The sequence below is a fragment of the Ideonella sp. genome, from assembly GCF_044358605.1.
Lineage (GTDB): Bacteria > Pseudomonadota > Gammaproteobacteria > Burkholderiales > Burkholderiaceae_C > Ideonella.
On sequence record NZ_JBIKNQ010000006.1, the window covers coordinates 56936 to 81386 of the forward strand.

A 24451-nucleotide genomic window follows, 5' to 3' on the forward strand; every position below is an offset into this window, starting at 1 on the left:
AGGATAAATCGGCTCGATCAGGCCGCCTTGGCCTTCAGGCGCCAAGCGTGCAGCAGGGGCTCGGTGTAGCCGCTGGGTTGGGCTTCGCCCTTGAGCACCAGGTCCAGCGCGGCTTGGTAGGCGGCGCCTTCTGGGTTGGCTGCCAGGGGCTTGTAGGCCGCATCACCGGCGTTTTGCTTGTCCACCACCTTGGCCATGCGCTTGAAGGTGCTCTTGACCTGCGCCTTGGTGGCCACGCCGTGGCGCAGCCAGTTGGCCATGTGTTGGCTGGAGATGCGCAGGGTGGCGCGGTCTTCCATGAGGCCGACGTTGTGGATGTCGGGCACCTTGGAGCAGCCAATGCCTTGGTCGACCCAGCGCACCACATAGCCCAAGATGCCCTGGGCGTTGTTGTCCAGCTCTTGCTGCACTTCCTCGGCGCTCCACTTGGCTTGCTTGACCACGGGGATGCTGAGCAGGCCTTCAAGGATCTCCTCGCGCACGGCCGCACGGTCGCTGGCCTTGTCGGCCTTCTCCAGCGCCTTCTGCACGCCGAACACGTCCACCTGGTGGTAGTGCAGCGCGTGCAGGGTGGCGGCGGTGGGGCTGGGGGTCCAGGCGGTGTTGGCACCAGCCTTGGGGTGGGCTATCTTTTGCTGCAGCATGGCGGCCATCAGGTCAGGCATGGCCCACATGCCCTTGCCGATTTGCGCCTTGCCGCGCAGGCCGCATTGCAGGCCCACCAGCACATTGTTGCGCTCATAGGCCTGGATCCAGGCGCTGGTCTTCATGTCGCCCTTGCGCATCATGGGGCCGGCGCGCATGGCGGTGTGCATCTCGTCGCCGGTGCGGTCCAGGAAGCCGGTGTTGATGAAGGCCACGCGGGCCTTGGCTGCGCCAATGCAGGCCTTGAGGTTGACGGAGGTGCGGCGCTCCTCGTCCATGATGCCCAGCTTGACGGTGTTGGCCTTCAGGCCCAGCAGCTTTTCCACGCGGGTGAACAGCTCATCCGCAAACGCCACTTCGGTGGGGCCGTGCATCTTGGGCTTGACGATGTAGACGCTGCCGGTGCGGCTGTTGCGCACCGACTCACCCGTGGCCAGTTGGCCCCGGCCTTGCAGGTCGTGCAGGGCGATGGTGGTGGTGATGACGGCATCCATGATGCCTTCAGGGATCTCTTGGCCCGCCTCGCCCCACAGGATGGCGGGGTTGCACATCAGGTGGCCCACATTGCGCACAAACAGCAGCGAGCGGCCATGCAGCACGATGGTGCCGCCCTTGGGCGTGGTGTATTCGCGGTCCGGGTTCAGGCCCCGGGTAAAGGTCTTGCCGCCCTTGCTCACGGCTTCGGTCAGCGTGCCCTTCAAAATGCCCAGCCAGTTGCCATAGGCTTGCACCTTGTCGTCGGCATCCACCACGGCCACCGAGTCTTCCAAGTCCAAGATGGTGGACAGAGCCGACTCGATCACCAGGTCGCTCACACCAGCCGCGTCCGACGCACCAATGGTGGTGTTGCGGTTCACGCGGATTTCCAGGTGCAGGCCGTTGTGCTCCAGCAGCACGGCGGTGGGGGCAGCGGCGTCGCCCTGGTAACCAATCAGTTGAGCGGCTTTCTTCAGGCCCACGGTTTGGCCATTGGCCAGGCTGACCTGCAGCGCGCCCTTCACCACGGCATAGCCGGTGCTGTCCACATGCGAGCCCTTTTGCAGCGGGGCGGTGCGGTCCAGCACATGGCGGCAATAGTTGATCACCTTGGCGCCGCGCACGGGGTTATAGGCCTCGCCATTCGGGCCGGCCTTGGTGGCGCCGTCGGCGTCGCTCAGGGCGTCGGTGCCGTAGAGCGCGTCATACAGGCTGCCCCAGCGGGCGTTGGCGGCGTTCAGGGCGTAGCGGGCATTGGTGATGGGCACCACCAACTGCGGGCCAGCTTGCGTGGCCAGCTCAGCATCCACGTTCTTGGTGGTGGCCTTCACGTCGCCTGGGTCAGCCACCAGGTAGCCGATCTTCTCCAGGTGCTTGCGGTAGGCCTTGGCCTTTTTGATCGGGCCGGGGTTGGCTTGGTGCCAGGCGTCCATCTCCGCCTGGATGCGCTCGCGTTCGGCCAGCAGGGCGGCGTTCTTGGGGGCCAGGTCAGCCACCAGCTTGTCAAAGCCCGCCCAGAAGGCGGCTTGCTCCACGCCGGTGCCGGGCAGCACCTGCTCGTTAACGAAGTTGTACAGGTTCGTGGCCACTTGCAGGCCGTGGACGGTGGTGCGGTTGCTCATTGCAAGTCCTAAGAGAAGGTTGGAAAAAACGAAAGGATTAAGTGGGAAAGAAATTCAGCACATCGCGCAAGCTGGTGCCCTGCGCGGTGGGTGCGGTGCCCAGGGCCTCCAGCGGCGCGCCCGCCCGGTTGACCCACAGCGTGGTGTAGCCAAACCAGGTGGCGCCGATGGCGTCCCAGCCATTGCTGGAGACAAACAAGATCTCCTTGGGCGGCAGGCCCAGTGCATCAACCCCGACCTGGTAGGCCGCGGGGTCGGTCTTGAAGCGGCGGGTGGTGTGCACGCTCAGCACGGGGGCAATCAAATCGGTCAGGCCCGCGCTGCGCACAGCGATGGCCAGCATCTCGGGGTCGCCATTAGACAGGATGCCCGCAGGCACGCCCTGGCGTTTCAGCGCTTCCAGCACCTCGCGGTTCTCCGGGAAGGCCGAAAGATGCCGGTATTGGTTCATCAGCCGCTCTTCGGCGTCGCCGCTCCAGGCCAGGTTCAGGCGCGCCGCCGACCACTGCAGGGCGCTGCGGGTCAGCGTCCAAAACGGCTGGTAGTGCTTGGGGCCGCTCATCGACACCAAGCGGGTGTACTCGATCTGCTTGTCGCGCCAGAGCTGGGCCAGGCGCTCGCCCTGGCCCGCAAACAGCTGCTCGGCCACCAGCGCGACGCTGTAAACGTCGAACAAAGTGCCATAGGCGTCGAACAGCACGGCCCGGGGCGCAGGCCGGGACGCGGAGGGTCTCTTTTCCATGTCGCCAATTTATTCGATACTTGGCCACATATTACCCGCAGCAAAAGTCATGGATTCATGACTTTGGCGCACAAATCAAGCCCTCTGAGCACCGCCATGGACCGCCTCAAGCAGATCGAAACCTTTGTCGCTGTGGCCCAAAAAGGCAGCCTGACCGCCGCCGCCCAGGCCGAAGGCGTGGCCCCGGCCGTGATTGGGCGGCGCATGGACGCCCTGGAAGAGCGCCTGGGCGTGAAGCTGCTGCAGCGCACCACCCGCCGCATCAGCCTCACCCATGAAGGCAGCGCTTTTTTGGAGGATTGCCAGCGTTTGTTGGTGGACTTCAACAACGCCGAGGCCAGTGTCTCAGCGGGTGGCGTTAAAGCGAGTGGTCACTTACGAGTCACGGCGCCGGCCGGTTTTGGCCGCCGCCATGTGGCCCCACTGGTGCCCGGCTTCTTGGCCCAGCACCCTGAGGTGAGCTTGTCGCTGAACCTCTCCGACCGGGTGGTGGACATCGTCAACGAAGGCTTTGACTGCGCCGTGCGGGTCGGTGATCTGCCCGATTCCAGCTTGGTGGGCGTGCGCCTGGCCGACAACCGACGGCTCTGCGTGGCCACGCCTGAATACCTGCGGCGCGCGGGCACCCCGAGCAGCCCGCAAGACCTGGGCCGCCACCAATGCCTGACGCTGAGCAGCGAAGCCAGCCAAACCCGAGGCTGGGCCTTTAGCGTGGACGGCGTGGTCAGCCACCTGCGCCCCGGCGGCCGCCTGGATTGCAGCGACGGCCAGGTGCTGCACGAGTGGTGCCTGCGCGGGCTGGGCATTGCCTGGCGCAGCACCTGGGAAGTGCAGGCCGACCTGGCCGCTGGCCGCCTGGTCAGTGTGCTGGACGACTTTGCCGCCCCGCCCAACGGCATCTACGCCGTCGTCCCCAGCGCCCGCCACCTGCCGCTGCGGGTGCGGCTGTGGATGGACTTTTTAAAGCACAGTTATGGGGACCCGGGGTATTGGAGCCGCTCACAGCGGGTGTGAGCGCCCAGCAAAAAGCCCGGCGGGTGCCGGGCTTTGAGGGGGGTGAAAGTCTCGCCAGGGCTCGACTCTTCGCCCGGGCTCAGTGCATTAGCCCTTGAGGCAAGCGCTCATGAACTTCTTGCGCTCGTCGCCCTTCAAATCCTTGGTCTTGGCGTCGGCGTTGCAAGTCTTCATCTTGTCTTGCTGCTTCTCTTGCTTGTTGGCAGACAGGCACTCGCTCATGAAGGCCTTGCGCTCGTCGCCCTTCAATTCTTTGGCTTTGGCGTCGGCATTACAGGTCTTCATCTTGTTTTGCTGCTTGGTCGGCTCTTTGGCGTCCGACGCGGGGGCAGCAGCGGCTGCAGGTGCGGCCGGAGCAGCGGCAGGCTTGGTGGCCGTCACGGTGGCGGGCATGGGCTTGGCAGCAGGCACGGCGGGGGACGCGGCCGGAGCGGTCTGAGCCTGTGCAGTCAATGCGAACAGGGCGATGACGGTAGCGCTGATAACGTTTTTCATGGGTGGGTTCTCCTCAGGATGAAATACCGTGGGTGGCTTTAGTGGACAGCTCTAATGCCGCAGAAGTGCCTTGGGGCGCCTCCGCTGCGCATTGCAGCAGGTTCAGTGCGACAAGACAAGCGCACAACGCTGTCGCGCTGCAAACGGTGCACATGGGGTGCAAATATGTCGCAAGCCTTGGGGCGGGCCGCAGGGGCCGCCGCGCTATGCCCGGGCCACCCCGGCGCTACAAAATGCGGCGCGGGTGGGCCAGCGCCTCGTGCGCGGCATGCAGCCGCCGCACCAGCACCCGGATGAAGGCCGTGTCAAAGCGGTGTCGGGTTTCGGCTTGCAGCTGGGCCAGCATGTCGGGCGTGAAGCACACCACGGTGGCGGCTTTGCTGACCACCACATCGGCGCTGTGGCGCTTGAGGTCAGGGCTGGGGGCCAGATAGGCCATCTCGCCCACCGAAGTGCCCGCGCCCAGCGTGGCGACCTTCTCGCCCTCGCGGAAGACTTCGACCTCGCCTTGGCCAATGATGTAGAACTGATTGCCCTCTTGGCCGCGCCGGTAGAGGCGGTGGCCATAGGGAAAGCGCATCCAGCGGGCGCGGTGCACCACCTCCCATAGCTCCACATCGCCAAAGCCTTCAAAAAACTCCAGCGAGCGCAGCAGGTTGAAGCGCTCGGAGTCCAGCACCTGTTGCAGCCGCCCGCGTGGCACTTCGTTATTGGTGATCAGCGCCGAGAGCGCCTGCGCAAACTCGTCCCAACTGCTGGGGCGCTGGCCACGGTCTTTGGCCAGGGCGCTGCGCACCAGGCGGTCCAGGGCTTCGGTCACGCCTTCCCGCAGGCCCGTCAGGGGCAGGGGCTGGGCGTGGCAGATCAGGTTGAGCAGCGCGCCTTGGGTTTCGGCCTCGAAGGGCGGGCGGCCACAGATCAGGTGGTAGAGCACCGCGCCCAGCGAATAGATGTCGGCACGGCAATCCAGCGTGGCGCCGTCCAACTGCTCGGGCGACATATAGGCCAAAGAGCCCACGCGGTGCACCTGGGTGGCGTCGGAATGAAAGTTCAGCACGCTGCCGAAGTCGCTCAACTTGACGTCGATGATCTCGCCTTGCTCATCGATCGCAGCCAAGATGTTGGCCGGCTTCACATCGCGGTGAATCAAGCCCTGGCGCCAGACATAGCCCAAGGCCATGGCGCATTTGAAGCCGATTTCCACCACCTGCTCCAGCGGCAGCAAGCGGCTGGGCTGGCAAAAGCTGCGCAGGGTGACGCCCGGCACGTACTCCATTACCAGGTAAGGCGCCACGGGGTCGTCAAAGGCGTCCATGATCTGCGCCACATTCGGGTGGTGCAGGCGGCCTACCAGAGCGGCTTCGGCAGCAAAAAAGCGCGAGGCAAAGTGCGCCTCGTTGGCCGGGCGCCCGGCCGTGGGGCGCGCGCGCTTCAAGGCCACTTCCCGGCCATGAAACTCGTCATAAGCCAAGAACACATCGCTGGTCGCGCCTTCACCCAGCTTGCGCAGCACCTGATATTTGCCTATGTAGGCAGGAATAGGCTCTGGCACCCTTTGCGATGGCGGCGGCATCGGCTCGGCCCGCGTGCGGGTCTGGCTGCGCGAGGCGCGGTGGGCGTGGGTGGTGCTCAAGGTCAAAGCGGGCGTTGCGGGCGGCAAATCGGCGCGGCAGACAGCAAGCCGCAGGGTTGCCCTCACTGTGCCGTCACCCCAGCAGCTCCGTTAATTCAATCAAAGCCGGTTTTGGCGGGCAATTGCAAGCCAAGCTGCGGTGGTGGATGTCCGGTCTGGGACGTGCCACCTCGTCAAAAATATGGTCATGATGTCGAAATCCGGCCAGCCAGCGGCGTCTTAGGAGGCCCGCTCGCCACCAAGGAGACCCTCGACTCTCCAGCGCAAGACGAAGGGCGTCAGAGCCCGCCTTACTGGGCGTTTCCTAGCAACTGATCCGCTGACTTTTGGAGAATTCACCATGCAATACATGTTCTTGATCTACCACACACCTGACGCTGAGCCCACCTACGGCAGCCCGGAGTTTCAAGCCATGATGGAAGGCTTCGCGGCCTTCAATCGGCAGGCCGCTGCTGACGGCGTGTTGCGAGCGGGCGAAGGGCTCAAAGGTGTGGAGACGGCCACCTCGCTGCGCGTGCGCGCAGGCAAGGTTGAAACCATGGACGGCCCGTTTGCTGAAACCCGCGAACACCTGGGCGGCTTTTACTTGCTGGAGTTGCCGGACCTGGATGCCGCATTGCGCTATGCAGCACAGATACCCGTTGCGCACTTCGGCACCATCGAGGTCCGTCCGGTCATGGACTACGATCTCCCCGACCACTGAGCGTTGAGCCGGCGATGACCTCCGCGTCTGCACAAGCCATCGCGGTCTCCCAGAGGCTGGAGGCCGTGCTGCGCCGAGACCGGGGTCGTCTGATGGCTGCGCTGACCTACAAGCTAGGCTCCTTGCAGCTCGCCGAAGACGCGCTGCAGGAGGCCTGTATCTCGGCCCTCGGCCATTGGGGCCGAGAGGGGCCGCCGCAGTCGCCGCAAGGCTGGTTGATCCGGGTTGCGTTTCGCAAGGCGCTGGATCGTCTGCGTGCCGAGGGACGCGACGCTGAGCGGGAAGCAGCGATGCATCTGGTCAACGAGTTGTTGGGCCAGGACGACCCCGAGCCCATACCCGACGAGCGCTTGCGCCTGATCTTCACCTGCTGCCACCCGGCGCTGGAGCTTAAATCGCGAGTCGCTCTGACCTTGCGCACGGTCTGTGGCTTGGCCACGGGTGAGATCGCCCGCCTGTTTCTCGACCAAGAATCGACCATGGGCCAGCGCTTAAGCCGAGCCAAGGCCAAGATTGCCCAAGCGGGCATTGCCTACGTCGTGCCGCCCCCGGAGCAATGGGGCGAACGGCTGCAGGCCGTGCTGACCACGATCTATCTGATCTTCACCACGGGCTACACGGCTGCGCCAGATGAGCCGCGTGATCTGTGTCGCGAAGCCTTGTTCTTGGCGCGTCTGTTGGATGCGCTCTGCCCTGAGCAGGCCGAGATTGAAGGCGCCTTGGCCTTGATGCTGTTGGCGGATGCGCGCCGCGAGGCGCGCGTGGGCGCAGACGGCGCCACGCTGCCACCGGCCGAACAAGACCGGGCCCGCTGGTGCCCAGTCAAAGAGGCCGAAGGGCGGCAGCGACTGGACGCCGCGCTGCGCCGCAAACGCGCAGGCCCCTTCCAGATCCAGGCCGCCATCAGCGCCTGCCAAATGGCCGAACCCGGGCCAGACTGGCCCCAGATACTTCATCTCTACACGGCGCTCCTCTTGCTAGAGCCGACGCCGGTGGTGCGCCTTAACCATGCCGTGGCGCTTGCCGAGAATGGCCTGTTGCCCGCCGCACTGGCCACTTTGGAAGACCTGAGAGAGGTTTTGGCGGACTTTCAGCCCTTTCATGCCACCTATGCGGCGGTGCTGGCCAAGGCGGGCCACTCCGCCGCTGCCAAGCTCGCTTATGAGCAAGCCATCACGCTGGCGAGCTTGGAGAGTGACCGGCAGTTTTTGGCATCGCAGAGCGCGCGGCTGAATTGAGTGGCGGGGGCGCGCCAAGGGGCGATGGAGCCCCCGTAGAATCGCGCCCATGATTCAAGCCAAGGCAGAGCTCCAGCACGCGCTGGCCCGCGTGGTCGCCGAGCTGGCACCCGACACCCCCCTACAGCCCCAGTTCGAGAGCCCCAAACAAGCGGCTCATGGCGACCTGGCCATCACGGCCGCCATGCAACTGGCCAAGCCCCTCAAGTCCAACCCGCGAGCGGTGGCCGAGCGCCTGATCGCGGCGTTGCAGGCCACGCCCGAGTTCGCGCGCTGGGTCTCAGCGCTGGAGATCGCCGGCCCCGGCTTCATCAACCTGCGCCTGGCCCCCGCCGCCAAGCAGGCGGTGGTGGCCGAGGTGCTGCAGGCCCAAGACCGCTTTGGGCACCAGCCGGCCAACGGCCAAAAGCTGCTGCTGGAGTTTGTCTCCGCCAACCCCACCGGCCCCTTGCACGTGGGCCACGCCCGCCAAGGCGCCTTGGGCGACAGCATGGCCCATCTCTTTGAGACCCAGGGCTACGGCGTTCAGCGCGAGTTCTATTACAACGACGCGGGGGTGCAGATTGCCACCCTGACCAGCTCCACCCACGCCCGCATCAAGGGTCTGAAGCCGGGCGACGCCGGCTGGCCCGAGAGTGCCTACAACGGCGACTACATCGCCGACATCGCGGCCGACTACCTGGCCCAAAAGACCGTCAAGGCTGATGACCGCGAGTTCACCGCCTCGGGCGACCCGGACGACCTGGACAATATCCGCCAGTTCGCCGTGGCCTATCTGCGCCACGAGCAAGACCTGGACTTGCAGGCCTTTGGCGTCAGCTTCGACCACTACTTCTTGGAAAGCAGCCTCTACAGCAGCGGCCGGGTCGAGCAGACCGTGCAGCGCTTGGTAGATGCCGGCAAGACCTTTGAAGAAGGCGGTGCCCTGTGGCTGCGTACCACCGACGACGGTGACGACAAAGACCGCGTGATGCGCAAGTCCGACGGCAGCTACACCTACTTTGTGCCGGACGTGGCCTACCACGTGGCCAAGTTTGAGCGCGGCTTTGGCAAGTGCATCAACTTCCAGGGCACCGACCACCACGGCACCATCGCCCGCGTGCGCGCAGGCCTGCAAGGCGTGGGCCTGGGCATCCCCAAGGGCTTCCCCGACTATGTGCTCAACACCATGGTGCGGGTGGTGCGCGACGGCGCCGAGGTCAAGATCAGCAAGCGCGCCGGCAGCTATGTCACCCTGCGCGACCTGATCGACTGGACCAGCCGCGACGCCGTGCGCTTCTTCCTGATCAGCCGCAAGGCCGACACCGAGTTCACCTTTGATGTGGACCTGGCGCTCAAGCAGAACGACGAGAACCCGGTGTTCTACGTGCAGTACGCTCATGCGCGCATCTGCTCGGTGCTGACCCAAGGCGCCAAGCAGGGTCTGGACGCTGCGGCGCTGGCTAACGCCGATTTGAGCCTCTTGGCTGCGCCTGCAGAGGCCGCACTGATGATGAAGCTGGCTGAGTACCCGGACATGCTGAGCAGTGCCGCCGCCTCGCTGGCACCGCACGATGTGGCCTTCTACCTGCGCGACTTGGCCGGGGCCTTCCACAGCTATTACGGGGCCGAGCGCTTCTTGGTGGACGACGCGGCCCTGGCCCGCGCCCGCCTGGCCTTGCTGGCTGCCACGGCCACCGTGCTGCGCAATGCGCTGGCGCTGTTGGGCGTGAGCGCGCCCGAGGCCATGCACCGCGACGTACCCGCTGACGCGGCTGCCGCTTCCTGAGCTTTGCAACACGAGTCGGCACCATGCACATCCCCCAGACGCTTGCGGTTTCCCGTCGCACCGCTTTAGCCCCTGCACAGGCTTGGGGCCCGCGCGCTCAAGGCGGTGGCTTCTTCCTGGGGGCCATCGTGGGGCTCTTGGCCGGCCTGGCCATTGCCCTGGCCGTGGCGCTCTACATTGCCAAAGTGCCGGTGCCCTTTGTTGACAAGGTGCCGCACCGCACGGCTGAGCAGCAGCAAGAAGAGGCCGAGCGCCTGAAGAACTGGGACCCGAACGCGGGCCTGGGAGGCAAGCCCGTGCAGCGCCCGGCGGGCCTGCGTGACCCGGCGGCTGCCGCGTCTGGTGCCTCGGCCCCGGCTGCGCCGCTGACGACCGTCAAGTCGCCGCCGCCCACTCAGACCCCAGAGGCACCCGCTGCAGCCGCCAGCCCGGCCAAGGCGGTGCGTCCCAACGCAGCGTCGGCGCCCACCAAGCCTGAGCGCGACCCTGCCGCTTTGCTGTCCGGCCAAGGCGTGGCGGGCGAGAAGCCTGCGGTTGCGGCCTCCGCCCCCAAGGCGGAAGGCGGCTTCATCTACTTTGTGCAGGCGGGCGCGTTCTCCAGCGCCGACGACGCCGAGCAGCAGCGCGCCAAGCTGGCCATGGCCGGCGTGACGGCCCGGGTGACCGAGCGCGAACAAAACGGCCGCGTTGTCCACCGAGTTCGGGTTGGGCCGTTGGATAGTCGTGAAGACGCTGCGACCGTGCAAGATAAGCTCAAGGCCGTGGGCGCCGAAGCCGCCTTGGTGCGCATTGAAAAACCCGTTAAACCCTGATCCAGAGGTCTGAGTTTGAACTTTTGCGTGGCCCTGCGCTCTATCTGAGAACGATCACCCCGAGAGGATGCCCCGATGAAACGCCGCGAGTTCTGTTTGACCACCACCAGCCTGGCCACCGTGGCCGCGCTGTCCAGCCCTGCTGTCCAGGCCCAAGGCGTTCCGGTAGAGGGCACCAACTACGTCAAGCTGGCCCAGCCGGTGCCCGTGGCAGCCTCGGGCAAGATCGAGGTGGTCGAGTTCTTCTGGTACGGCTGCCCGCACTGCTTTGCGCTGGAGCCCTTCCTGGAGCCCTGGCACAAAAAGCTGCCGGCCGATGTGGCCTTCCGCCGCGTGCCGGCTGGCTTCACGCCGCAGCATGAGTTCCACCAGCGCGTCTTCTACGCCATGGAGGCACTGGGCATCCTAGAAGCCATGCACCGTCGCGTCTTCAATGCCATGCAGATCGACCGCAAGCCCATGCGTAAAGAAGAAGAGGTTGCCGCCTTCTTCACCGCCGCAGGCCAGGACGGCGCCAAGGTGGTGGCCACCATGAAGTCCTTCGGCGTGGTCGCCAAGGCCAAGCAAGCCAAGCAGCTTGGCGAGGGCTACCGCATCGACGGCGTGCCCGCCATCGGCGTGCATGGCCGCTTCTACACCTCCAGCGTGCTGGCCGGTAACAGCCACGAGCGCGCCTTGGGCGTGGCCGACTACCTCATCGCCCAGGTGCGCAAGGGCCCGCGCTGATCCGCGCGCTCTTCAAGCCTGCAGCAGCCCCCGCTGCTCAATAAAGCTGATCACCTGCTGCAGCCCTTCTTGGGCGCGCAGGTTGGTCATCACCCAAGGGCGCTCGGGGCGCTGGCGGCGGGTGTCTGCTGCCATCACCTCTAGATTGGCCCCCACATGCGGGGCCAAATCGGTTTTGTTGATCACCAGCAGGTCGCTCTTGGTGATGCCCGGCCCGCCCTTGCGCGGGATCTTCTCGCCGCCCGCCACGTCAATCACATAAATCGTTAAGTCCGACAGCTCCGGGCTGAAGGTGGCGGCGAGGTTGTCGCCGCCCGACTCGATGAAGACGATGTCGGCGTTGGGGAATTTCTCCAACATGCGGTCCACGGCCTCCAGGTTGATGGACGCGTCCTCGCGGATGGCCGTGTGCGGGCAGCCACCCGTTTCCACGCCCATGATGCGCTCGGGCGCCAAGGCCCCGGCCACGGTCAGCAGGCGCTGGTCTTCCTTGGTGTAGATGTCGTTGGTCACCACCACCAGGTCCCAGCGCTCGCGCATGGCTTTGCACAGCACCTCCACCAAGGTGGTTTTGCCAGAGCCCACCGGGCCGCCCACGCCCACGCGCAGTGGGGGCAGAGGCTTGGTGCGGTTGGGAATTTGGTGCAGGGCAGTCGTCGTCATGGTGTGGCGCGCTCAAGAGCGGAAGATGCGGGTGTACTGGGTCTCATGCTGGGCCGAGATGATGGCCAGCAGGGGCGAAAAACATTGGCGCTGCGCGTCGTTGACCTGCAGTGCCGCATGGGCTGCTTCAGGCAGGGCCGCCACCAGCGCGGCCAGCACGCGCTGGCCCGCCGTTTGGCCCAAGGGCGTGGCTTTGATGGCGGCCTGCGCCTGGGCCTCGGCCCAGCCAAAGCCAAAAGCCATCAGAGTGTCTTCCGCGCTGGCTTCGGCGCAGGCGGCCGCGGCGGCAAACATCACCGGCCAGGTGGGGGCGGGTGCCAGCGCTTGGCTGGGCGCTTGCGCTGGGGCCACCGGCCATTGCGGCCAGGTGCCATCGGCCTGGGCCTGGGCCAGCCAGGCGGCTAGGGAGCGGCCCATCTGCTCGCTTTGGCGGCGCAGCTCGGCCGACTCACGGGTCTGCAAGCACCAGTCGTTCAGGGCTTTGAGCCGCGCCAGGTCACTGTGGCGCCAAGCGGCCAGGGCCGCCAGCATCAAGGGCGCCTCCGAGCGCGCCCAGCTCAGCTGCAATTGGTTGAGCAACCAAGCTTGCACGCTGGCCTCATCGCGTACGCCGGTCTGGGCCGCCGCCGCCAGTGCGGGCTCCAGTCCCTCAGAATAGCTGTAGCCACCCACTGGCAAGGTGGGGCTGGCCAGCCACATCAGGCGCATCATGCGCGTGGGGTCGCTCTGTGGGGTGGGCGGCGGGGTCAGCATGGCCACTCAGGCGTGGTGGTGCGTGTGGCCGTCACCGTGATGGTGGTGATGGCCGTGGCCGTGCCCGTGCCCATGCTCGTGTCCGCTGCGGTGGTCACCATAGGCGCCACCTTCGGGCTCAAAGGGCTCACGCGCCTCGGTCACCACCAAGCCCAGGCCCTGCAGCATCTCGCCCAACACGGCATCGGGCTCCATCACCAGGCGGCCGCTTTGCAGCGACAGCATCACATGCCGATTCCCCAGGTGGTAGGCGCCGCGCATCAGCGCATGGGCGGCTTCAGCCGGGCTCAGCGTGGTTGGAGCGGTCACCACGCAGACGGATTCATCCGCCGCCACCACGCGCACCAGGCGGCCGTCCTCGGCCACCAGCACATCGCCTCCGCGCAGCACATGGCCGCGTGGCAAGAACACACCCACATGCTCGTCGCTGCTGAGCCGGGCATCAAAGCGGCTCTTCTGGCGCGTGGCCCAGTCCAGCGCCAAGCTGGGGGCGCGCCGCAACAGCGCTGCCGCCAAGCCCTGGCCTTGAGGAATGCGTTTGCTGAGATGCAGCATCACAAAGCCAGCGTCATGTAGCGGCTGTGCGGGTCCAGCCGGTAGTCGGCAAAGGGCGCGCAGTCCACAAAGCCGTGCGCCTCATACAGCGCGCTGGCGGCAGCAAAGTAGGGCTCGGTGCCGGTCTCCAGGCTCAGACGGCTCAGGCCCATGCTGCGCGCCTCCGTCAGCAAATGCTGCAGCAAGCGGCGGCCCAAGCCCTGGCGCCGCACGCTGGCCCGCGTGCGCATGGACTTCAACTCGCCATGCTGCGCATCCAGCCGCTTGATGGCCCCTGTGCCCACCAGTTGCTCGCCCGGCGTGCCTTCGCCCATCCACAGGCTGAAGAAGCGGATGTCGGGCTGCCGCAGCCGATCCAGGTCCAGCGCATGCACGCTCTCCGGCGGCGAGGTCGCCCGCATATCAGCAAGGTGCTCGTTCAAAAACGCCGCAATGCGCGGATCACTCAGGTCGTCGAGGCGGATGGTGAAAACGGTCTGCTGCGGGTGGGTGGCGTCTAGGCTTGTCATGGACGGTGTCTCCGTTTAGTATTACGAATGTTATAACTTACAGGCAGATTCCCATGACCGCACTCAAAGTGACCCAAATTGGTAACTCCGTTGGTGTGATCCTCCCCAAAGAGGTCTTGGCCCGATTGAAGGTTGAGAAGGGGGATTTGCTGTATGCGACGGATGCCGCGAATGGGGTGACGTTGACGCCATACAGCCCCGAGTTTGCTGACCAGATGAGCCTAGCCCGCGACATCATGAAATCTCGCCGCGAAGTGTTGCGCGAGTTGGCCAAGTGAACACCGCTTGGGTTTGGCTGCGCTTGGATGTGCTGCTTGCGGTGCATGAAGAGCAACTGGTGGAGCACGGTGGCCCCAGCGGAGTGCGGGATCAAGGGCTGCTGGAGTCGGCGCTCGCACGTCCTCAGCAGTTGGCCGCCTATGGTGAGCCTGACGCATCCGCCCTGGCGGCGGCCCTCACTTGGGGCCTGGCCAAGAACCACCCGTTTGTCGATGGTAATAAGCGTACCGCCTTTGTGGCGATGGAGTTGTTCTTGCTGTGCAATGGCTATGTGTTGACGGCCAGCGACCCTCAATGTGTGCTGACCATGCTGGCCGTCGCTGCAGGCGAGATGAGCGAAGAGGCTTTGGCCAAATGGTTGCGGCAGCACATTCACCCCCGCTAACTCAAAACAAGAAATAGCGCTGCGCCATGGGCAGCTCGGAGGCGGGCTCGCAGCTCAGCAGTTGGCCGTCGGCATGCACAGCGTAGGTTTGCGGGTCGACTGACATCTCGGGCAAATAGCTGTTGTGCACCATGTCGGACTTGCGCAGGGTGCGGCAGCCCTTGGTAGCGCTGACAGGCTTGTGCAGGCCCAGACGCTGGGCCAAACCTTCGTGTACCGCATGCTGGCTCAAGAAGGTGAGTGAGCCTTGCGCCAAGGCGCCACCCAGGGCGCCAAACATGGGCCGGTAGTGCACGGGCTGCGGCGTGGGTATGGAGGCATTCGGGTCACCCATGGCGGCCAGGGCAATGAAGCCGCCTTTCATCACCAAGGCCGGCTTCACGCCAAAAAACGCGGGCTTCCAAAACACCAGGTCGGCCCACTTGCCCACCGCAATGCTGCCCACCTCGTGGCTGATGCCGTGGGTGATGGCGGGGTTGATGCTGAGCTTGGCCCAGTAGCGTTTGACGCGGGCGTTGTCGTGCCGGTCGGTGTCGCCGGGCAGCGGCCCGCGTTGGGCCTTCATTTTGTGGGCGGTCTGCCAGCAACGCAGCACCATCTCGCCCACCCGGCCCATGGCCTGGCTGTCCGACGAGAACATGCTGATGGCGCCGAGGTCATGCAGGATGTCCTCGGCGGCAATGGTCTCGCGGCGGATGCGACTCTCGGCAAAGGCCAAGTCCTCGGCAATGCTGGCGTCGAGGTGGTGGCACACCATCAGCATGTCCAGGTGTTCGTCCAGGGTGTTGACGGTGAAAGGCCGCGTCGGGTTGGTGGACGAGGGCAGCACATTGGCTTGGCCCACCACGCGCAAGATGTCGGGCGCATGGCCACCGCCCGCACCTTCGGTGTGGAAGGTGTGGATGGTGCGGTCTTTGAAGGCTGCGATGGTGTCTTCCACAAAGCCCGACTCGTTCAGGGTGTCAGTGTGGATGGCTACCTGGATGTCGGTCTCTTCGGCCACACTCAGGCAGCAGTCGATGGCGGCGGGGGTGGTGCCCCAGTCCTCGTGCAGCTTCAGGCCAATGGCACCGGCCTCGACCTGCTGGCGCAGCGCCTCGGGGCGGCTGGCATTGCCCTTGCCAAAAAAGCCCAGGTTCATGGGCAGGCCTTCGGCCGCTTGCAGCATGCGGGCAATGTTGGCAGGCCCGGGGGTGCAGGTGGTGGCAAAGGTGCCGGTGGCGGGGCCGGTGCCGCCGCCCAGCATGGTGGTCACGCCACTGGCCAAGGCCTCGTCTACCTGCTGCGGGCAGATAAAGTGAATATGAGTGTCGATGGCCCCGGCGGTGACGATCAGGCCTTCTGCGGCAATGATCTCCGTGCCTGGCCCGATGACGATGTCCACGCCCGGCTGCACATCGGGGTTGCCAGCTTTGCCAATGGCGGCAATGCGCTGGCCGCGCAAGCCGATGTCGGCCTTGATGATGCCCCAGTGGTCGATGATGAGCGCGTTGGTGATCACGCAATCCACCGCGTCTTGCGGCCCTGGGCCATTGGGGCGCTGGCCCTGGCCCATGCCGTCGCGCACAGTCTTGCCGCCGCCGAACTTCACCTCTTCGCCGTAGCCCCCGGCGCGCAGGGTGTAGTCGGCCTCAACCTCAACGATGAGGTTGGTGTCGGCCAAGCGCACCCGGTCGCCCACGGTGGGGCCCAGCATCTCGGCATAGGCGCGGCGGTCCACGGTGTTGCTCACTTCAAAGCTCCCTGCACATCGGCCCGAAAGCCCCACACCTGGCGCGCCCCTCCATAGGGCACCAAGGTGACGGTGCGCTGCTGGCCGGGCTCAAAGCGCACGGCGGTGCCGCTGGCAATGTCCAAGCGCATGCCATAAGCGGCCTCGCGGTCGAACTGCAGGGCCGGGTTGGTCTCGGCAAAGTGATAGTGCGAGCCCACTTGGATGGGGCGGTCCCCCGCATTGCGCACCACCACCGTCAGGCGCGGCCGCCCGGGGTTGAGCGCATGCTCGCCCGCGTCCACCAACAGCTCTCCAGGAATAACGCTCATGCTGTGCCCCTTTCTTACTTTCTGGCGCGCAGCCACACCACCACGGCCAGCACCACGCCCACAAACATGGCCACATCGGTGGCATGCCAGTGGCTGGCGCTCTCGTGCCCATGCCCTTCATGCGCCAAGGCCAACAGGGGCGACAGCACCGCCATCAGGGTCAACAGACGAATCATCTTGGGGCCTCCTTGAAGAGAAATGCGCAACGCCAGGGCGTTATGCAATGGGTTGGTGCACGGTCACCAATTTGGTGCCATCGGGAAAGGTGGCCTCGACCTGGATCTCTGGGATCAGCTCCGGGATGCCCTCCATCACCTGGTCACGGCGCAGCACGGTTTTGCCCCCGCTCATCATCTCGGCCACGCTGCGGCCATCCCGCGCGCCTTCCATGATGAAGGCCGAGATCAGGGCCACGGCTTCCGGGTAGTTCAGCTTCAGCCCACGGGCCAAGCGGCGCTCGGCCAGCAGGGCGGCGGTGAAGATCAGCAGCTTGTCTTTTTCGCGGGGTGTCAGGTCCATGCAGGTGACATAGCAGGATGAGTGCCAGGGTGGCGCGCATCCTGCATACAGCCCTGGGCGTGAAGCCCGAGTCCGCCCCCGCCACCCACACCCCGCACCAGCGGGTGGTGACGCTGCGCCGCGACTACAACCGCTGGGTCACTGCCGAAACGCTAGAAGACTATGCGCTGCGCTTCACGCCGCGCTCCTTCAGGCGCTGGAGCGCCAGCCGCGTGGCCCACACGGCCTTTGGTGGTGCGTCGTCCTTTTTGGTTCTGGAGCTGATCGGCGCCACCTTGCTCTTGCAGCACGGCTTTGTGAATGCTTTGGCCGCCATCTTGGCCACCGGCTTGGTGGTGGCCCTGGCCGGTTGGCCCATCAGCGTGATGGCCGCCCGCCACGGCCTGGACATGGACTTGCTGACGCGCGGCGCCGGCTTTGGCTACTTGGGCTCTACGCTCACCTCGCTGATCTATGCCAGCTTCACCTTCATCTTCTTTGCGCTGGAGGCCGCGGTCATGGCCTATGCGCTGGAGTTGGCGCTGGACATCCCGCCCGCCTGGGGTTATCTCATTTGCGCGCTGGTGGTGCTGCCCTTGGTGCTGCACGGCATCAGCGCCATGTCGCGCTTGCAGGTGTGGACCCAGCCGCTGTGGTTGGTGCTGCTGATCACGCCTTATGTGGTGGTGCTTTGGCAAGACCCCGGCTTGGTGCAACGCATGGCGCACACCCCTGCAGCCAATGGCGTGGAGGGCTTTGACGCCCTGGCCTTTGGCGCGGCCTGGACGGTGGGCATGGCCTTGATCACCCAGATGGGCGAGCAAGCCGACACCCTGCGCTTCATGCCGGCCCCTCAGCCCCAAAAGTCCTGGCGCTGGTGGGCGGCGGTGGCGGTGGGTGGGCCGGGCTGGATCGTCCCCGGTGTGTTGAAGATGCTGGGCGGCGCGCTGCTGGCCACCTTGGTGCTGGGCCACAGCATTCCGGCCGAGCGCGCGGTGGACCCGAACCAGATGTACCTGGCCGCTTGGGAGCAGGTCTTCAGCAAGCCGCAATGGGCGGTGGCCGTCACGGCGGTGTTTGTGGTGATCTCCCAGCTCAAGATCAATGTCGTCAATGCCTATGCCGGCTCGCTGGCCTGGTCCAACTTTTTTGCGCGCCTGACCCACAGCCACCCGGGCCGCGTGGTGTGGGTGGTGTTCAACACCGGCATTGCGCTGCTGCTGATGGAGCTGGAGGTCTTCAGCGTCATGTCGCAGGTGCTGGGCCTGTATGCCAATGTGGCGATTGCCTGGTTCATGACGGTGGTCGCAGACCTGGTGATCAACAAGCCCCTGGGCCTCTCGCCCAAGGGTCTTGAGTTTCGCCGCGCCTATCTGCCCGACATCAACCCGGTGGGCGTGGGTGCCTTTGGCTTGGCGTCAGCGCTCTCGGTGTTGGCGCACCTGGGCTTGTTCGGCGCCTATCCGCAGGCCTTCTCGGGCGCACTGGCCGGGGCTATTGCGCTGCTGGCCACGCCGCTGTTGGGCTGGCTGTGGCGCCACCACCCGGCCTTGGCGCGCCAACCTGAAGCCGAAGCCGCTGGACAGCGCTGGCGCTGCGTGGTGTGCGAGCGCCACTATGAGGGCGAGGACATGGCCACCTGCCCGGCGTATGGCGGCCGCATCTGCTCGCTCTGCTGCACCTTGGACGCCCGCTGCCACGACCGCTGCAAACCGCCCGAGGCGCGGCTCAGCCACTGGGGCTGGCGGCTGGTGCAGGCGGCCTGGCCCCAGCGCGGCCTGCCCGCGCCCACCAGCGTGCTGGGCCGTTACCTGCTGACCCTGATGTTGCTGTTACCCGCCACTGCGGCCGTGCTGGCCCTGCTGTACCAACTGGAGCTGCGCGTGCTGGGCGAAGCCGCTGCCGTGCTGGGCCCGGCCCTGCGCCACGCCATGCTGATCTTGGCTGCCCTGTTGGCCCTGGGCTTGGGCGTGGCCGCCTGGTGGTGGGTGCTGGCGCAGCAAAGCCGCCGCACGGCCGAGGCGGAGTCCGAGCGCCAGACCGAAGCCCTGATGCGCGAGATCGACGCCCACCGCCAGACCGACCTGCAACTGCAACGCGCCCGCGAGCAAGCCGACCACGCCAACCAGGCCAAGACCCGCTACATCACCACCATCAGCCACGAGCTGCGCACACCACTCAACAGCATCTTGGGCTATGCCCAACTGCTGGAAGACGACCCGGCCCTGCCCGCGCACCGCCGCCAGGCCGTCAGCGTCATCCGGCGTGGCGGAGACCACCTGCTCAGCCTGATCGAAGGCACCTTGGACATCGCACGCATCGAGGCGGGCAAGCTGCAATTGCAGGTTGCGCCCTTGCGCTTTGCCGCCGGCATGGCTGAGCTGGCCCACATGGTGCAACTGCAGGCCCAGGCCAAAGGCATTGCGTTTGAATTTGAGGCTGAACAAGGCTTGCCCGAGGTGGTGCGCGGGGACGAGCGCCGCCTGCGCCAGATCTTGCTCAACCTGCTGGGCAATGCAGTGAAGTTCACCGACCGGGGGCGGGTCGTCTTCCGCGTGCGCTATGCCCGAGAGATGGCCCGCATTGAGATCGAGGACTCCGGCCCCGGCATGAGCGACGCCGAGCTGGCCCGCGTCTTCGAGCCCTTTGTGCGCGGCTCTGCGGCGGGTGCGGTGGCGGCAGGGGGCACGGGCTTGGGACTGACCATCAGCAAGATGCTGACCGACCTGATGGGCGGCGAGATGAATGCCCGCAGCCAGCCCGGCGTGGGCAGCACCTTCAGCCTCAAGCTGTTCTTGCCCGAGGTGCGCGCAGCCCTGGTGCCCAGCAGTGGCCTGGCCCCGCCAGCCTGCCCACCAAGGGGCGGCGTGCCGCCACCGAAGAGGGCCGTGCCCCGCGCATCTTGGTGGTCGACAACGAAGCCGCCGACCGCCAGCTCTTGCGCGACTGGCTCGCCCCCTTGGGCTTTCAGATCGAGCAAGCGGCCAGCGGCGAGGCTGCGCTGCAAGCCCTGGCGCACCTCCGCCCGGATGCCATCTTCATGGACCTGGCCATGCCCGGCATCGACGGCTGGGAGACCATTCGCCGCCTGCGCGAGCAGGGCTTGAGCGACGCGCCCTTGGCCGTCATTTCTGCCAACGCATTTGATAAGGGACTGGATCATGCCGTCCCGTTCGACAGCGCCGATTTTTTGGTTAAGCCGGTGCGCTTGAGCGAGCTGCTGGCTTGGTTAGAGCGCCGCCTGGCCTTGGTGTGGAGCGACGCGCCTGGAGTGATGTCTACGGTAGCGAGTGCAGCTTCCGTTCGTCCTGAGCTTGTCGAAGGGCCCTCGCCCCACCCAACCCTGCCCCCGCAAGCCGACTTGCGTGTCCTGCAACAGGCGCTCTCACGCGGCCATGTGCGCGGCGTGCAGCGCGCCTTGGCTGACTTGGCCGCCCAGCACCCCGACCACACCGCCCTGTGGCAAGCCTGGCGCGGCCTGGCCGACCGCTATGCCCTTGATGCCTTGACCCAGACCCTGACGAAAGCCCTCCATGAGCGCCCCGAACTTTGATGACGACCCTCGCGATGATGTCGTGCTCATCGTGGATGACATCCCCGACAACCTGGCCGTGCTGCACGACGCTCTGGATGAGTCCGGCTACACCGTGCTGGTGGCCACCAGCGGCGAGACCGCGCTGCAGCGCGCCGCCCAAGCCCAGCCCGACCTGATCTTGCTGGACGCGGTGATGCCCGGCATGGACGGCTTTGAAGTGGCCCGCCGCCTCAAGGCTGAGCCCAGCACCGCCGCCATCCCCGTGGTCTTCATGACCGGCCTGACCGACACCGAGCATGTGCTGGCCGCCTTTGCCGCTGGCGGCGTGGACTATGTGACCAAGCCCCTGCGCCCGCGTGAGGTGCTGGCCCGCATGGCCGCCCACCTGCACACCGCCCGCAGCCAGCGCCAGGCCCAACATGCGCTGGATGCCTTCGGCCACGCCACCTTGGTGGTCAGCGCGCGCCGAGGCCAACGCCTGTGGCAAACCACCTTGGCCCGCGAGCTGATGCGCGAGTACTTCCCCGACGCGCCCGAGGTGGCCATGCCGCCCGAGCTGATGGCCTGGATCGCCCGCGAGGCCCTGCGCCGCCGAGGCGGCGCCGAGAGCGTGACCTTCACCGTGACCCGCGGCCCCAAACGCCTGAACTTTGCCCTGCACGCTATGGAGGAAGAGGGCGGCAGCGAAGGCCAATGGCTGCTGGTGCTGCGCGAGGCCTCAGAAACGGCGTTACTGCAATCTCTGATGCAAGCCCACCCGACGCTGACCGCACGGGAGAGCGAAGTGCTCTACTGGGTCATCCAAGGCAAAACCAACCGCGACATCGGCGAGATCCTCGGCACCAGCCCCCGCACCGTACACAAACACCTGGAGCATGTGTTCGAGAAGTTGGGCGTGGAGACCCGCACCGCCGCAGCGGCCATGGCGCTGGGCAAGGTGCGGGGTGGGGTGGTGGCGTGAGGGGCAGATCGTCGGTGCAAGGCCCCTGGTCATGCTTATCAGGGAAGCACCTCCTCCGCGACTGCCCATCCCGGCATGCGATGAAGCTTGCAGGCCTACTGGCCTCAAGGCTTAGCCGGACTCGTCAGACGCAGCATCAGGATCAAAGGGTCGGTCGGCGAGGCCTGGAAGCCGTAGTGCTCGTAGAACAGCTTGGCGCGCGCGTGCAGTGCATGGACGAGCAGGGCGCGAACGCCCGTGTGCTGCGCCACGGTGAGGGCGCGATGGACGGCGTCCTGCAGCAGGGAGCCGCCCAGCTTGATGCCTTGCGCGCGGAGATCAACCGCCAACCGGGCCAGGACCAAGACAGGCACAGGGTCAGGCATGTTTCTGCGCACACTGCCGGTGGCGTGCTGGTGAGACACGGCACCCGCCGCCATGGCGTAGTAGCCAAACACGCCCTGCGCTTGATCGGCCACCACAAACGTGCGGCTGGCTCCGCTGACCTGATTCGCCATCGCTCGACGCTTGAGCCATTCATCCAGCACCGGCTCGCCGCAAGAAAAGTCGGTGCAGTGATGAGCGAGCGTCAGCGCATGGGGCGCCATGAGCGCTAGGCTCATGCCTTGTTCCAGACAGGCTTCAGTGCCAGCAGGCGCTCTAGCCCGGCGTTGGGCTGCGGCGGTGCATCGAGCACCTCGACAAACTGCTGAAACTTATCGGCATCCAGGCCAAAGTGAACCTGATCGAGGACCACCGCCTGGGCGCGCTCACAGGCGGCCTCCAGCATGAAGTCTGAGCGGTTTTTCCCGAGCAAGTGAGCTGCGTGATCGATGAGGTCACGTTGCTCTGGCAGTGCACGGAGATTGATGGCGGCGGCACGCATGACAGCTTCCTTGTGTCATCACAACAGATATACAAATGCTAGTCTGTTTGTGTATCAGTTGTCAACACAAAGCGCTGAGGTAGCCAGGGCATGCGGGGCCGACATTGCCGCAGCGGCGTTGGCATTGGAGAAGGTGCGGGTGCGGTCGTGGCGTGAGGCCGCGCCAGCGTGCGTGGTGTCGGCCACTGACAATAGAACGATCGAGTTCTTGTCGGTATTGCCATGCCCATCCTCAGCCGAGAGGCCTTTCTTCCGCGCCATTTGCGTGAGCGTCACAGCGAACGTCGGGAATGGCTCGCCAACAGAGATCAGTTATTCGCCGCTGCAACCCCGCGCGAGCAGGAGGTGTTGGTGGCGATGGCCGAATGGGAGTCCAACTGCCGGTACGGGTTGATCGCCCGACCCAATCTGTTTTCCGAGAGTAAGCAGTACTTGGGGGAGTACAAGATGGCCCTTGTCTTCTATACGATTTCTGGCCGAGAGCTTCCCCCCAAACCAAACGCGGTGATCCGATCCCTGGCTCGGATCGATCGCGGACTGGCTTCGCTTGAGGCACGGCTGTCGAGGGTCCAGCGTCGTCGGTTCCTTGCTCACCTGTTGCGCCAAGTCCATGCCAGCGAAGAGGCTGATGTGCTGATGGGAGTCTGCTTCTTGCTCTCGGCCATGCGGCTTGAACCAGATGGGCAATTGACCGAAAGCTTGTCAGCTCAAATCAATGAAAGCTTTACGCAGAAGGGAACACCGGCAGCCCGCAGGCTCGATCGGGTTCTGAGCCTCAGTGACATCAAGGTCGACCGAGATTGGCGATCCCGCGGTGTGCTGACCGCCCTGTTGCTGGAGGTGGCCGAGCAAGACTTGGCGGCTGCCCTGCGCTACTTGGATGAGGACGCTTTGCGTCTGAAGGATCGACGATTCGATTCTTTCCTTGAAGGGCACCCTGAAGTATTGACTCGTTTGGCCCTGTTGCTGCAGTTTGCACGACCAGCCTTAGCCCAAAAATTTTTGGTTCGTGCTGTCGGGTTTGCTGATCATGAATTCTCGAAATGCCTACCAGACGTGCTGCCTCAGTTGCGCAAGGTCATGGACGCCTCCTGTGAGACCCTGGCGCAATGGGTGCTGGAACGACCGCAAGCTGATGAGGAACTAGAGGCAGATTCGCTTTATTGTCTCTTGCGGTATGGTGACCCATGTCAGGCGTATTGGTCGATTTGTTTGGACCGCGCTTGGGAGCGTTGCCAACAAAAAATGCTTGAACCGGTGGTTCATTTCCAGTGGCACCACCGCCTCATTGAAGTGGCCTTCTACAGCCCACCGGGCAGCATTATCCAAGCCCAAGCTCTCGAGCGATTTGACACCCTGGTGCGAGAGCGGTTGTCTCGATACCAATACTTCAGTGGTGACTTTTACTATCGAACTCACATGTCGGGGCTGGGTGACATGAAGTTGTTGGAGTCTGCGCCTTACTCGGGCCGGAATCGACGATTTCAAGCTGCGCCAAATCACCCCTTGAATCAGGTGTTGAGGCGCAACTTTCAGCAAGCCTTGCAAGACCGCGAGCAAGCCCATTCTGTGGACGAACTGGGTCTGCTGGTTGATTTTGCGATCGATCTGCAGAACGAGGCGTTCGCCGCCGAATGCCTCGAGCAGATCTCCATACGCTTCGAGTCGTTCGCCCGTCGCTTTCCAAAGGAGGCAGGGCAGTGTCTTCGTGACATAGGCAGGTGCACAAAGTACCACTCGACCCGCGCGGAAAAATGTGCGGAGACCTTCGAAAAGCAGCTGCCCCTCTTGGATGAGATTTCCGTGGAGGATGCAGCCGTCGCACGCACTGCGAGTAACTGGAGTCCCAGGGGAGTTACATAGGACTCGATGCTCGAGTCTAGGCCGACCCTTCGAGCAATTTCGGAGTCCGGAAAGGCTGGTCTTTCAAGGGCAGTCAGGTCATGGCATTCCAATGCGCGAAACGCCACACCGGCGAAGCAGCTGGGCGAGTGGCACAGTGAAGTAAAGGCGGAGCCCTCGGCCCAGAGG

Annotated in this window: 25 protein-coding genes and 1 pseudogene; 12 read left to right on the top strand and 14 right to left on the bottom strand. The window is 65.2% G+C overall.

The features are described 5' to 3' along the window. Positions 1 to 17: 17 nt before the first annotated feature. Both ACIQ3Q_RS03655 and ACIQ3Q_RS03660 read right to left on the bottom strand, forming a co-directional pair. Positions 18 to 2243, bottom strand: coding sequence for a malate synthase G (locus ACIQ3Q_RS03655; protein ID WP_396267618.1), 2226 nt, complete (start codon positions 2241 to 2243; stop codon positions 18 to 20). 37 nt (positions 2244 to 2280) lie between these two features. Beyond that, positions 2281 to 2985, bottom strand: a complete 705-nt coding sequence (locus tag ACIQ3Q_RS03660; protein ID WP_396267619.1) for a haloacid dehalogenase type II — start codon at positions 2983 to 2985, stop codon at positions 2281 to 2283. Positions 2986 to 3081: 96 nt separating this feature from the next. Between ACIQ3Q_RS03660 and ACIQ3Q_RS03665 the strand changes: the two genes are divergently transcribed. After that, a complete protein-coding gene (locus tag ACIQ3Q_RS03665; RefSeq protein WP_210805753.1) occupies positions 3082 to 3999 on the top strand; it encodes a LysR family transcriptional regulator in 918 nt (305 codons plus the stop codon). An 87-nt stretch (positions 4000 to 4086) separates the two neighbouring features. On the opposite strand, the gene ACIQ3Q_RS03670 is transcribed toward ACIQ3Q_RS03665, so the two are convergent. Next, complete coding sequence (locus tag ACIQ3Q_RS03670; protein WP_396267620.1) at positions 4087 to 4494, bottom strand: PsiF family protein; 408 nt, start codon at positions 4492 to 4494, stop codon at positions 4087 to 4089. Between the two features lie 226 nt (positions 4495 to 4720). Further along, positions 4721 to 6127, bottom strand: a complete 1407-nt coding sequence (locus tag ACIQ3Q_RS03675) for a protein kinase (protein WP_396267621.1) — start codon at positions 6125 to 6127, stop codon at positions 4721 to 4723. Positions 6128 to 6467: 340 nt separating this feature from the next. Between ACIQ3Q_RS03675 and ACIQ3Q_RS03680 the strand changes: the two genes are divergently transcribed. The 5 genes from ACIQ3Q_RS03680 (at position 6468) to ACIQ3Q_RS03700 (ending at position 11374) form a co-directional block, all read left to right on the top strand. Further along, entirely contained in the window at positions 6468 to 6830 is a 363-nt protein-coding gene (locus ACIQ3Q_RS03680; RefSeq protein WP_396267622.1) for a YciI family protein, read from the top strand. Between the two features lie 14 nt (positions 6831 to 6844). Then, on the top strand, positions 6845 to 8068 hold the full coding sequence (locus ACIQ3Q_RS03685) for an RNA polymerase sigma factor (protein ID WP_396267623.1): 1224 nt from the start codon (positions 6845 to 6847) through the stop codon (positions 8066 to 8068). A 49-nt stretch (positions 8069 to 8117) separates the two neighbouring features. Next, positions 8118 to 9836 carry an arginine--tRNA ligase gene (argS, locus tag ACIQ3Q_RS03690; protein ID WP_396267624.1) on the top strand — a complete coding sequence of 573 codons (1719 nt, stop codon included), beginning with the start codon at positions 8118 to 8120 and terminating at the stop codon, positions 9834 to 9836. A gap of 23 nt (positions 9837 to 9859) precedes the next feature. Next, on the top strand, positions 9860 to 10648 hold the full coding sequence (locus tag ACIQ3Q_RS03695) for an SPOR domain-containing protein (protein WP_396267625.1): 789 nt from the start codon (positions 9860 to 9862) through the stop codon (positions 10646 to 10648). A 75-nt stretch (positions 10649 to 10723) separates the two neighbouring features. Next, positions 10724 to 11374 carry a thiol:disulfide interchange protein DsbA/DsbL gene (locus tag ACIQ3Q_RS03700; RefSeq protein WP_396267626.1) on the top strand — a complete coding sequence of 217 codons (651 nt, stop codon included), beginning with the start codon at positions 10724 to 10726 and terminating at the stop codon, positions 11372 to 11374. A gap of 12 nt (positions 11375 to 11386) precedes the next feature. On the opposite strand, the gene ureG is transcribed toward ACIQ3Q_RS03700, so the two are convergent. From ureG to ACIQ3Q_RS03720, 4 genes are read right to left on the bottom strand one after another with little or no spacing between them, the layout of a single operon-like run. After that, positions 11387 to 12037 (bottom strand): urease accessory protein UreG, encoded by a 651-nt coding sequence (gene ureG / locus ACIQ3Q_RS03705; RefSeq protein ID WP_396267627.1) that lies wholly within the window; start codon positions 12035 to 12037, stop codon positions 11387 to 11389. 12 nt (positions 12038 to 12049) lie between these two features. Continuing rightward, positions 12050 to 12790, bottom strand: coding sequence for an urease accessory protein UreF (locus tag ACIQ3Q_RS03710; protein ID WP_396267628.1), 741 nt, complete (start codon positions 12788 to 12790; stop codon positions 12050 to 12052). A gap of 6 nt (positions 12791 to 12796) precedes the next feature. After that, positions 12797 to 13345 carry an urease accessory protein UreE gene (gene ureE, locus ACIQ3Q_RS03715; RefSeq protein ID WP_396267629.1) on the bottom strand — a complete coding sequence of 183 codons (549 nt, stop codon included), beginning with the start codon at positions 13343 to 13345 and terminating at the stop codon, positions 12797 to 12799. Next, entirely contained in the window at positions 13345 to 13854 is a 510-nt protein-coding gene (locus ACIQ3Q_RS03720) for a GNAT family N-acetyltransferase (protein ID WP_396267631.1), read from the bottom strand. Before ACIQ3Q_RS03720 ends, ureE begins: the two co-directional genes overlap by 1 nt. Positions 13855 to 13907: 53 nt before the next feature. On the opposite strand from ACIQ3Q_RS03720, the gene ACIQ3Q_RS03725 reads away from it, so the two are divergent. Together ACIQ3Q_RS03725 and ACIQ3Q_RS03730 are read left to right on the top strand one after the other, a co-directional pair. Continuing rightward, a complete protein-coding gene (locus ACIQ3Q_RS03725) occupies positions 13908 to 14132 on the top strand; it encodes an AbrB/MazE/SpoVT family DNA-binding domain-containing protein (protein ID WP_396267632.1) in 225 nt (74 codons plus the stop codon). Beyond that, positions 14129 to 14518 carry a type II toxin-antitoxin system death-on-curing family toxin gene (locus ACIQ3Q_RS03730; protein WP_396267633.1) on the top strand — a complete coding sequence of 130 codons (390 nt, stop codon included), beginning with the start codon at positions 14129 to 14131 and terminating at the stop codon, positions 14516 to 14518. The genes ACIQ3Q_RS03725 and ACIQ3Q_RS03730 overlap by 4 nt, the downstream gene beginning before the upstream one ends. Before the next feature lies 1 nt (position 14519). Here ACIQ3Q_RS03730 and ureC read toward each other — a convergent pair whose 3' ends face one another. From ureC to ACIQ3Q_RS03750, 4 genes are read right to left on the bottom strand one after another with little or no spacing between them, the layout of a single operon-like run. Further along, complete coding sequence (ureC, locus tag ACIQ3Q_RS03735) at positions 14520 to 16250, bottom strand: urease subunit alpha (protein WP_396267634.1); 1731 nt, start codon at positions 16248 to 16250, stop codon at positions 14520 to 14522. After that, positions 16247 to 16561: an urease subunit beta gene (locus tag ACIQ3Q_RS03740; protein WP_396267635.1), complete on the bottom strand. Its 315-nt coding sequence runs from the start codon at positions 16559 to 16561 to the stop codon at positions 16247 to 16249. The genes ureC and ACIQ3Q_RS03740 overlap by 4 nt, the downstream gene beginning before the upstream one ends. Before the next feature lie 14 nt (positions 16562 to 16575). Next, positions 16576 to 16737, bottom strand: a complete 162-nt coding sequence (locus tag ACIQ3Q_RS03745; protein ID WP_396267636.1) for a hypothetical protein — start codon at positions 16735 to 16737, stop codon at positions 16576 to 16578. Positions 16738 to 16777: 40 nt separating this feature from the next. Next, on the bottom strand, positions 16778 to 17080 hold the full coding sequence (locus tag ACIQ3Q_RS03750) for an urease subunit gamma (RefSeq protein WP_396267637.1): 303 nt from the start codon (positions 17078 to 17080) through the stop codon (positions 16778 to 16780). A gap of 2030 nt (positions 17081 to 19110) precedes the next feature. Between ACIQ3Q_RS03750 and ACIQ3Q_RS03755 the strand changes: the two are divergent. From ACIQ3Q_RS03755 to ACIQ3Q_RS03765, 3 genes and pseudogenes are all read left to right on the top strand, one after another. Further along, a pseudogene (locus ACIQ3Q_RS03755) lies at positions 19111 to 19797 on the top strand (sensor histidine kinase); the annotation flags it as partial. A 167-nt stretch (positions 19798 to 19964) separates the two neighbouring features. Continuing rightward, positions 19965 to 20612 (top strand): response regulator, encoded by a 648-nt coding sequence (locus ACIQ3Q_RS03760; protein ID WP_396267638.1) that lies wholly within the window; start codon positions 19965 to 19967, stop codon positions 20610 to 20612. Next, a complete protein-coding gene (locus tag ACIQ3Q_RS03765; RefSeq protein WP_396267639.1) occupies positions 20593 to 21555 on the top strand; it encodes a response regulator in 963 nt (320 codons plus the stop codon). The genes ACIQ3Q_RS03760 and ACIQ3Q_RS03765 overlap by 20 nt, the downstream gene beginning before the upstream one ends. A gap of 104 nt (positions 21556 to 21659) precedes the next feature. Here ACIQ3Q_RS03765 and ACIQ3Q_RS03770 read toward each other — a convergent pair whose 3' ends face one another. Both ACIQ3Q_RS03770 and ACIQ3Q_RS03775 read right to left on the bottom strand, forming a co-directional pair. Continuing rightward, entirely contained in the window at positions 21660 to 22157 is a 498-nt protein-coding gene (locus ACIQ3Q_RS03770) for a GNAT family N-acetyltransferase (protein WP_396267640.1), read from the bottom strand. Then, complete coding sequence (locus ACIQ3Q_RS03775) at positions 22154 to 22420, bottom strand: DUF1778 domain-containing protein (protein ID WP_396267641.1); 267 nt, start codon at positions 22418 to 22420, stop codon at positions 22154 to 22156. Before ACIQ3Q_RS03775 ends, ACIQ3Q_RS03770 begins: the two co-directional genes overlap by 4 nt. 222 nt (positions 22421 to 22642) lie before the next feature. On the opposite strand from ACIQ3Q_RS03775, the gene ACIQ3Q_RS03780 reads away from it, so the two are divergent. Continuing rightward, positions 22643 to 24283, top strand: a complete 1641-nt coding sequence (locus ACIQ3Q_RS03780; protein ID WP_396267642.1) for a hypothetical protein — start codon at positions 22643 to 22645, stop codon at positions 24281 to 24283. Positions 24284 to 24451 lie beyond the last annotated feature (168 nt).

Excerpts from the sequence above, each read along its gene's own strand:
- ACIQ3Q_RS03655 (WP_396267618.1), bottom strand. The coding sequence starts at position 2,243 with ATGAGCAACCGCACCACCGTCCACGGCCTGCAAGTGGCCACGAACCTG.
- ACIQ3Q_RS03660 (WP_396267619.1), bottom strand. The coding sequence starts at position 2,985 with ATGGAAAAGAGACCCTCCGCGTCCCGGCCTGCGCCCCGGGCCGTGCTG.
- ACIQ3Q_RS03665 (WP_210805753.1), top strand. The coding sequence starts at position 3,082 with ATGGACCGCCTCAAGCAGATCGAAACCTTTGTCGCTGTGGCCCAAAAA.
- ACIQ3Q_RS03670 (WP_396267620.1), bottom strand. The coding sequence starts at position 4,494 with ATGAAAAACGTTATCAGCGCTACCGTCATCGCCCTGTTCGCATTGACT.
- ACIQ3Q_RS03680 (WP_396267622.1), top strand. The coding sequence starts at position 6,468 with ATGCAATACATGTTCTTGATCTACCACACACCTGACGCTGAGCCCACC.
- ACIQ3Q_RS03685 (WP_396267623.1), top strand. The coding sequence starts at position 6,845 with ATGACCTCCGCGTCTGCACAAGCCATCGCGGTCTCCCAGAGGCTGGAG.
- argS (WP_396267624.1), top strand. The coding sequence starts at position 8,118 with ATGATTCAAGCCAAGGCAGAGCTCCAGCACGCGCTGGCCCGCGTGGTC.
- ACIQ3Q_RS03695 (WP_396267625.1), top strand. The coding sequence starts at position 9,860 with ATGCACATCCCCCAGACGCTTGCGGTTTCCCGTCGCACCGCTTTAGCC.
- ACIQ3Q_RS03700 (WP_396267626.1), top strand. The coding sequence starts at position 10,724 with ATGAAACGCCGCGAGTTCTGTTTGACCACCACCAGCCTGGCCACCGTG.
- ureG (WP_396267627.1), bottom strand. The coding sequence starts at position 12,037 with ATGACGACGACTGCCCTGCACCAAATTCCCAACCGCACCAAGCCTCTG.
- ACIQ3Q_RS03710 (WP_396267628.1), bottom strand. The coding sequence starts at position 12,790 with ATGCTGACCCCGCCGCCCACCCCACAGAGCGACCCCACGCGCATGATG.
- ureE (WP_396267629.1), bottom strand. The coding sequence starts at position 13,345 with ATGCTGCATCTCAGCAAACGCATTCCTCAAGGCCAGGGCTTGGCGGCA.
- ACIQ3Q_RS03720 (WP_396267631.1), bottom strand. The coding sequence starts at position 13,854 with ATGACAAGCCTAGACGCCACCCACCCGCAGCAGACCGTTTTCACCATC.
- ACIQ3Q_RS03725 (WP_396267632.1), top strand. The coding sequence starts at position 13,908 with ATGACCGCACTCAAAGTGACCCAAATTGGTAACTCCGTTGGTGTGATC.
- ACIQ3Q_RS03740 (WP_396267635.1), bottom strand. The coding sequence starts at position 16,561 with ATGAGCGTTATTCCTGGAGAGCTGTTGGTGGACGCGGGCGAGCATGCG.
- ACIQ3Q_RS03745 (WP_396267636.1), bottom strand. The coding sequence starts at position 16,737 with ATGATTCGTCTGTTGACCCTGATGGCGGTGCTGTCGCCCCTGTTGGCC.
- ACIQ3Q_RS03750 (WP_396267637.1), bottom strand. The coding sequence starts at position 17,080 with ATGGACCTGACACCCCGCGAAAAAGACAAGCTGCTGATCTTCACCGCC.
- ACIQ3Q_RS03765 (WP_396267639.1), top strand. The coding sequence starts at position 20,593 with ATGAGCGCCCCGAACTTTGATGACGACCCTCGCGATGATGTCGTGCTC.
- ACIQ3Q_RS03770 (WP_396267640.1), bottom strand. The coding sequence starts at position 22,157 with ATGAGCCTAGCGCTCATGGCGCCCCATGCGCTGACGCTCGCTCATCAC.
- ACIQ3Q_RS03775 (WP_396267641.1), bottom strand. The coding sequence starts at position 22,420 with ATGCGTGCCGCCGCCATCAATCTCCGTGCACTGCCAGAGCAACGTGAC.
- ACIQ3Q_RS03780 (WP_396267642.1), top strand. The coding sequence starts at position 22,643 with ATGCCCATCCTCAGCCGAGAGGCCTTTCTTCCGCGCCATTTGCGTGAG.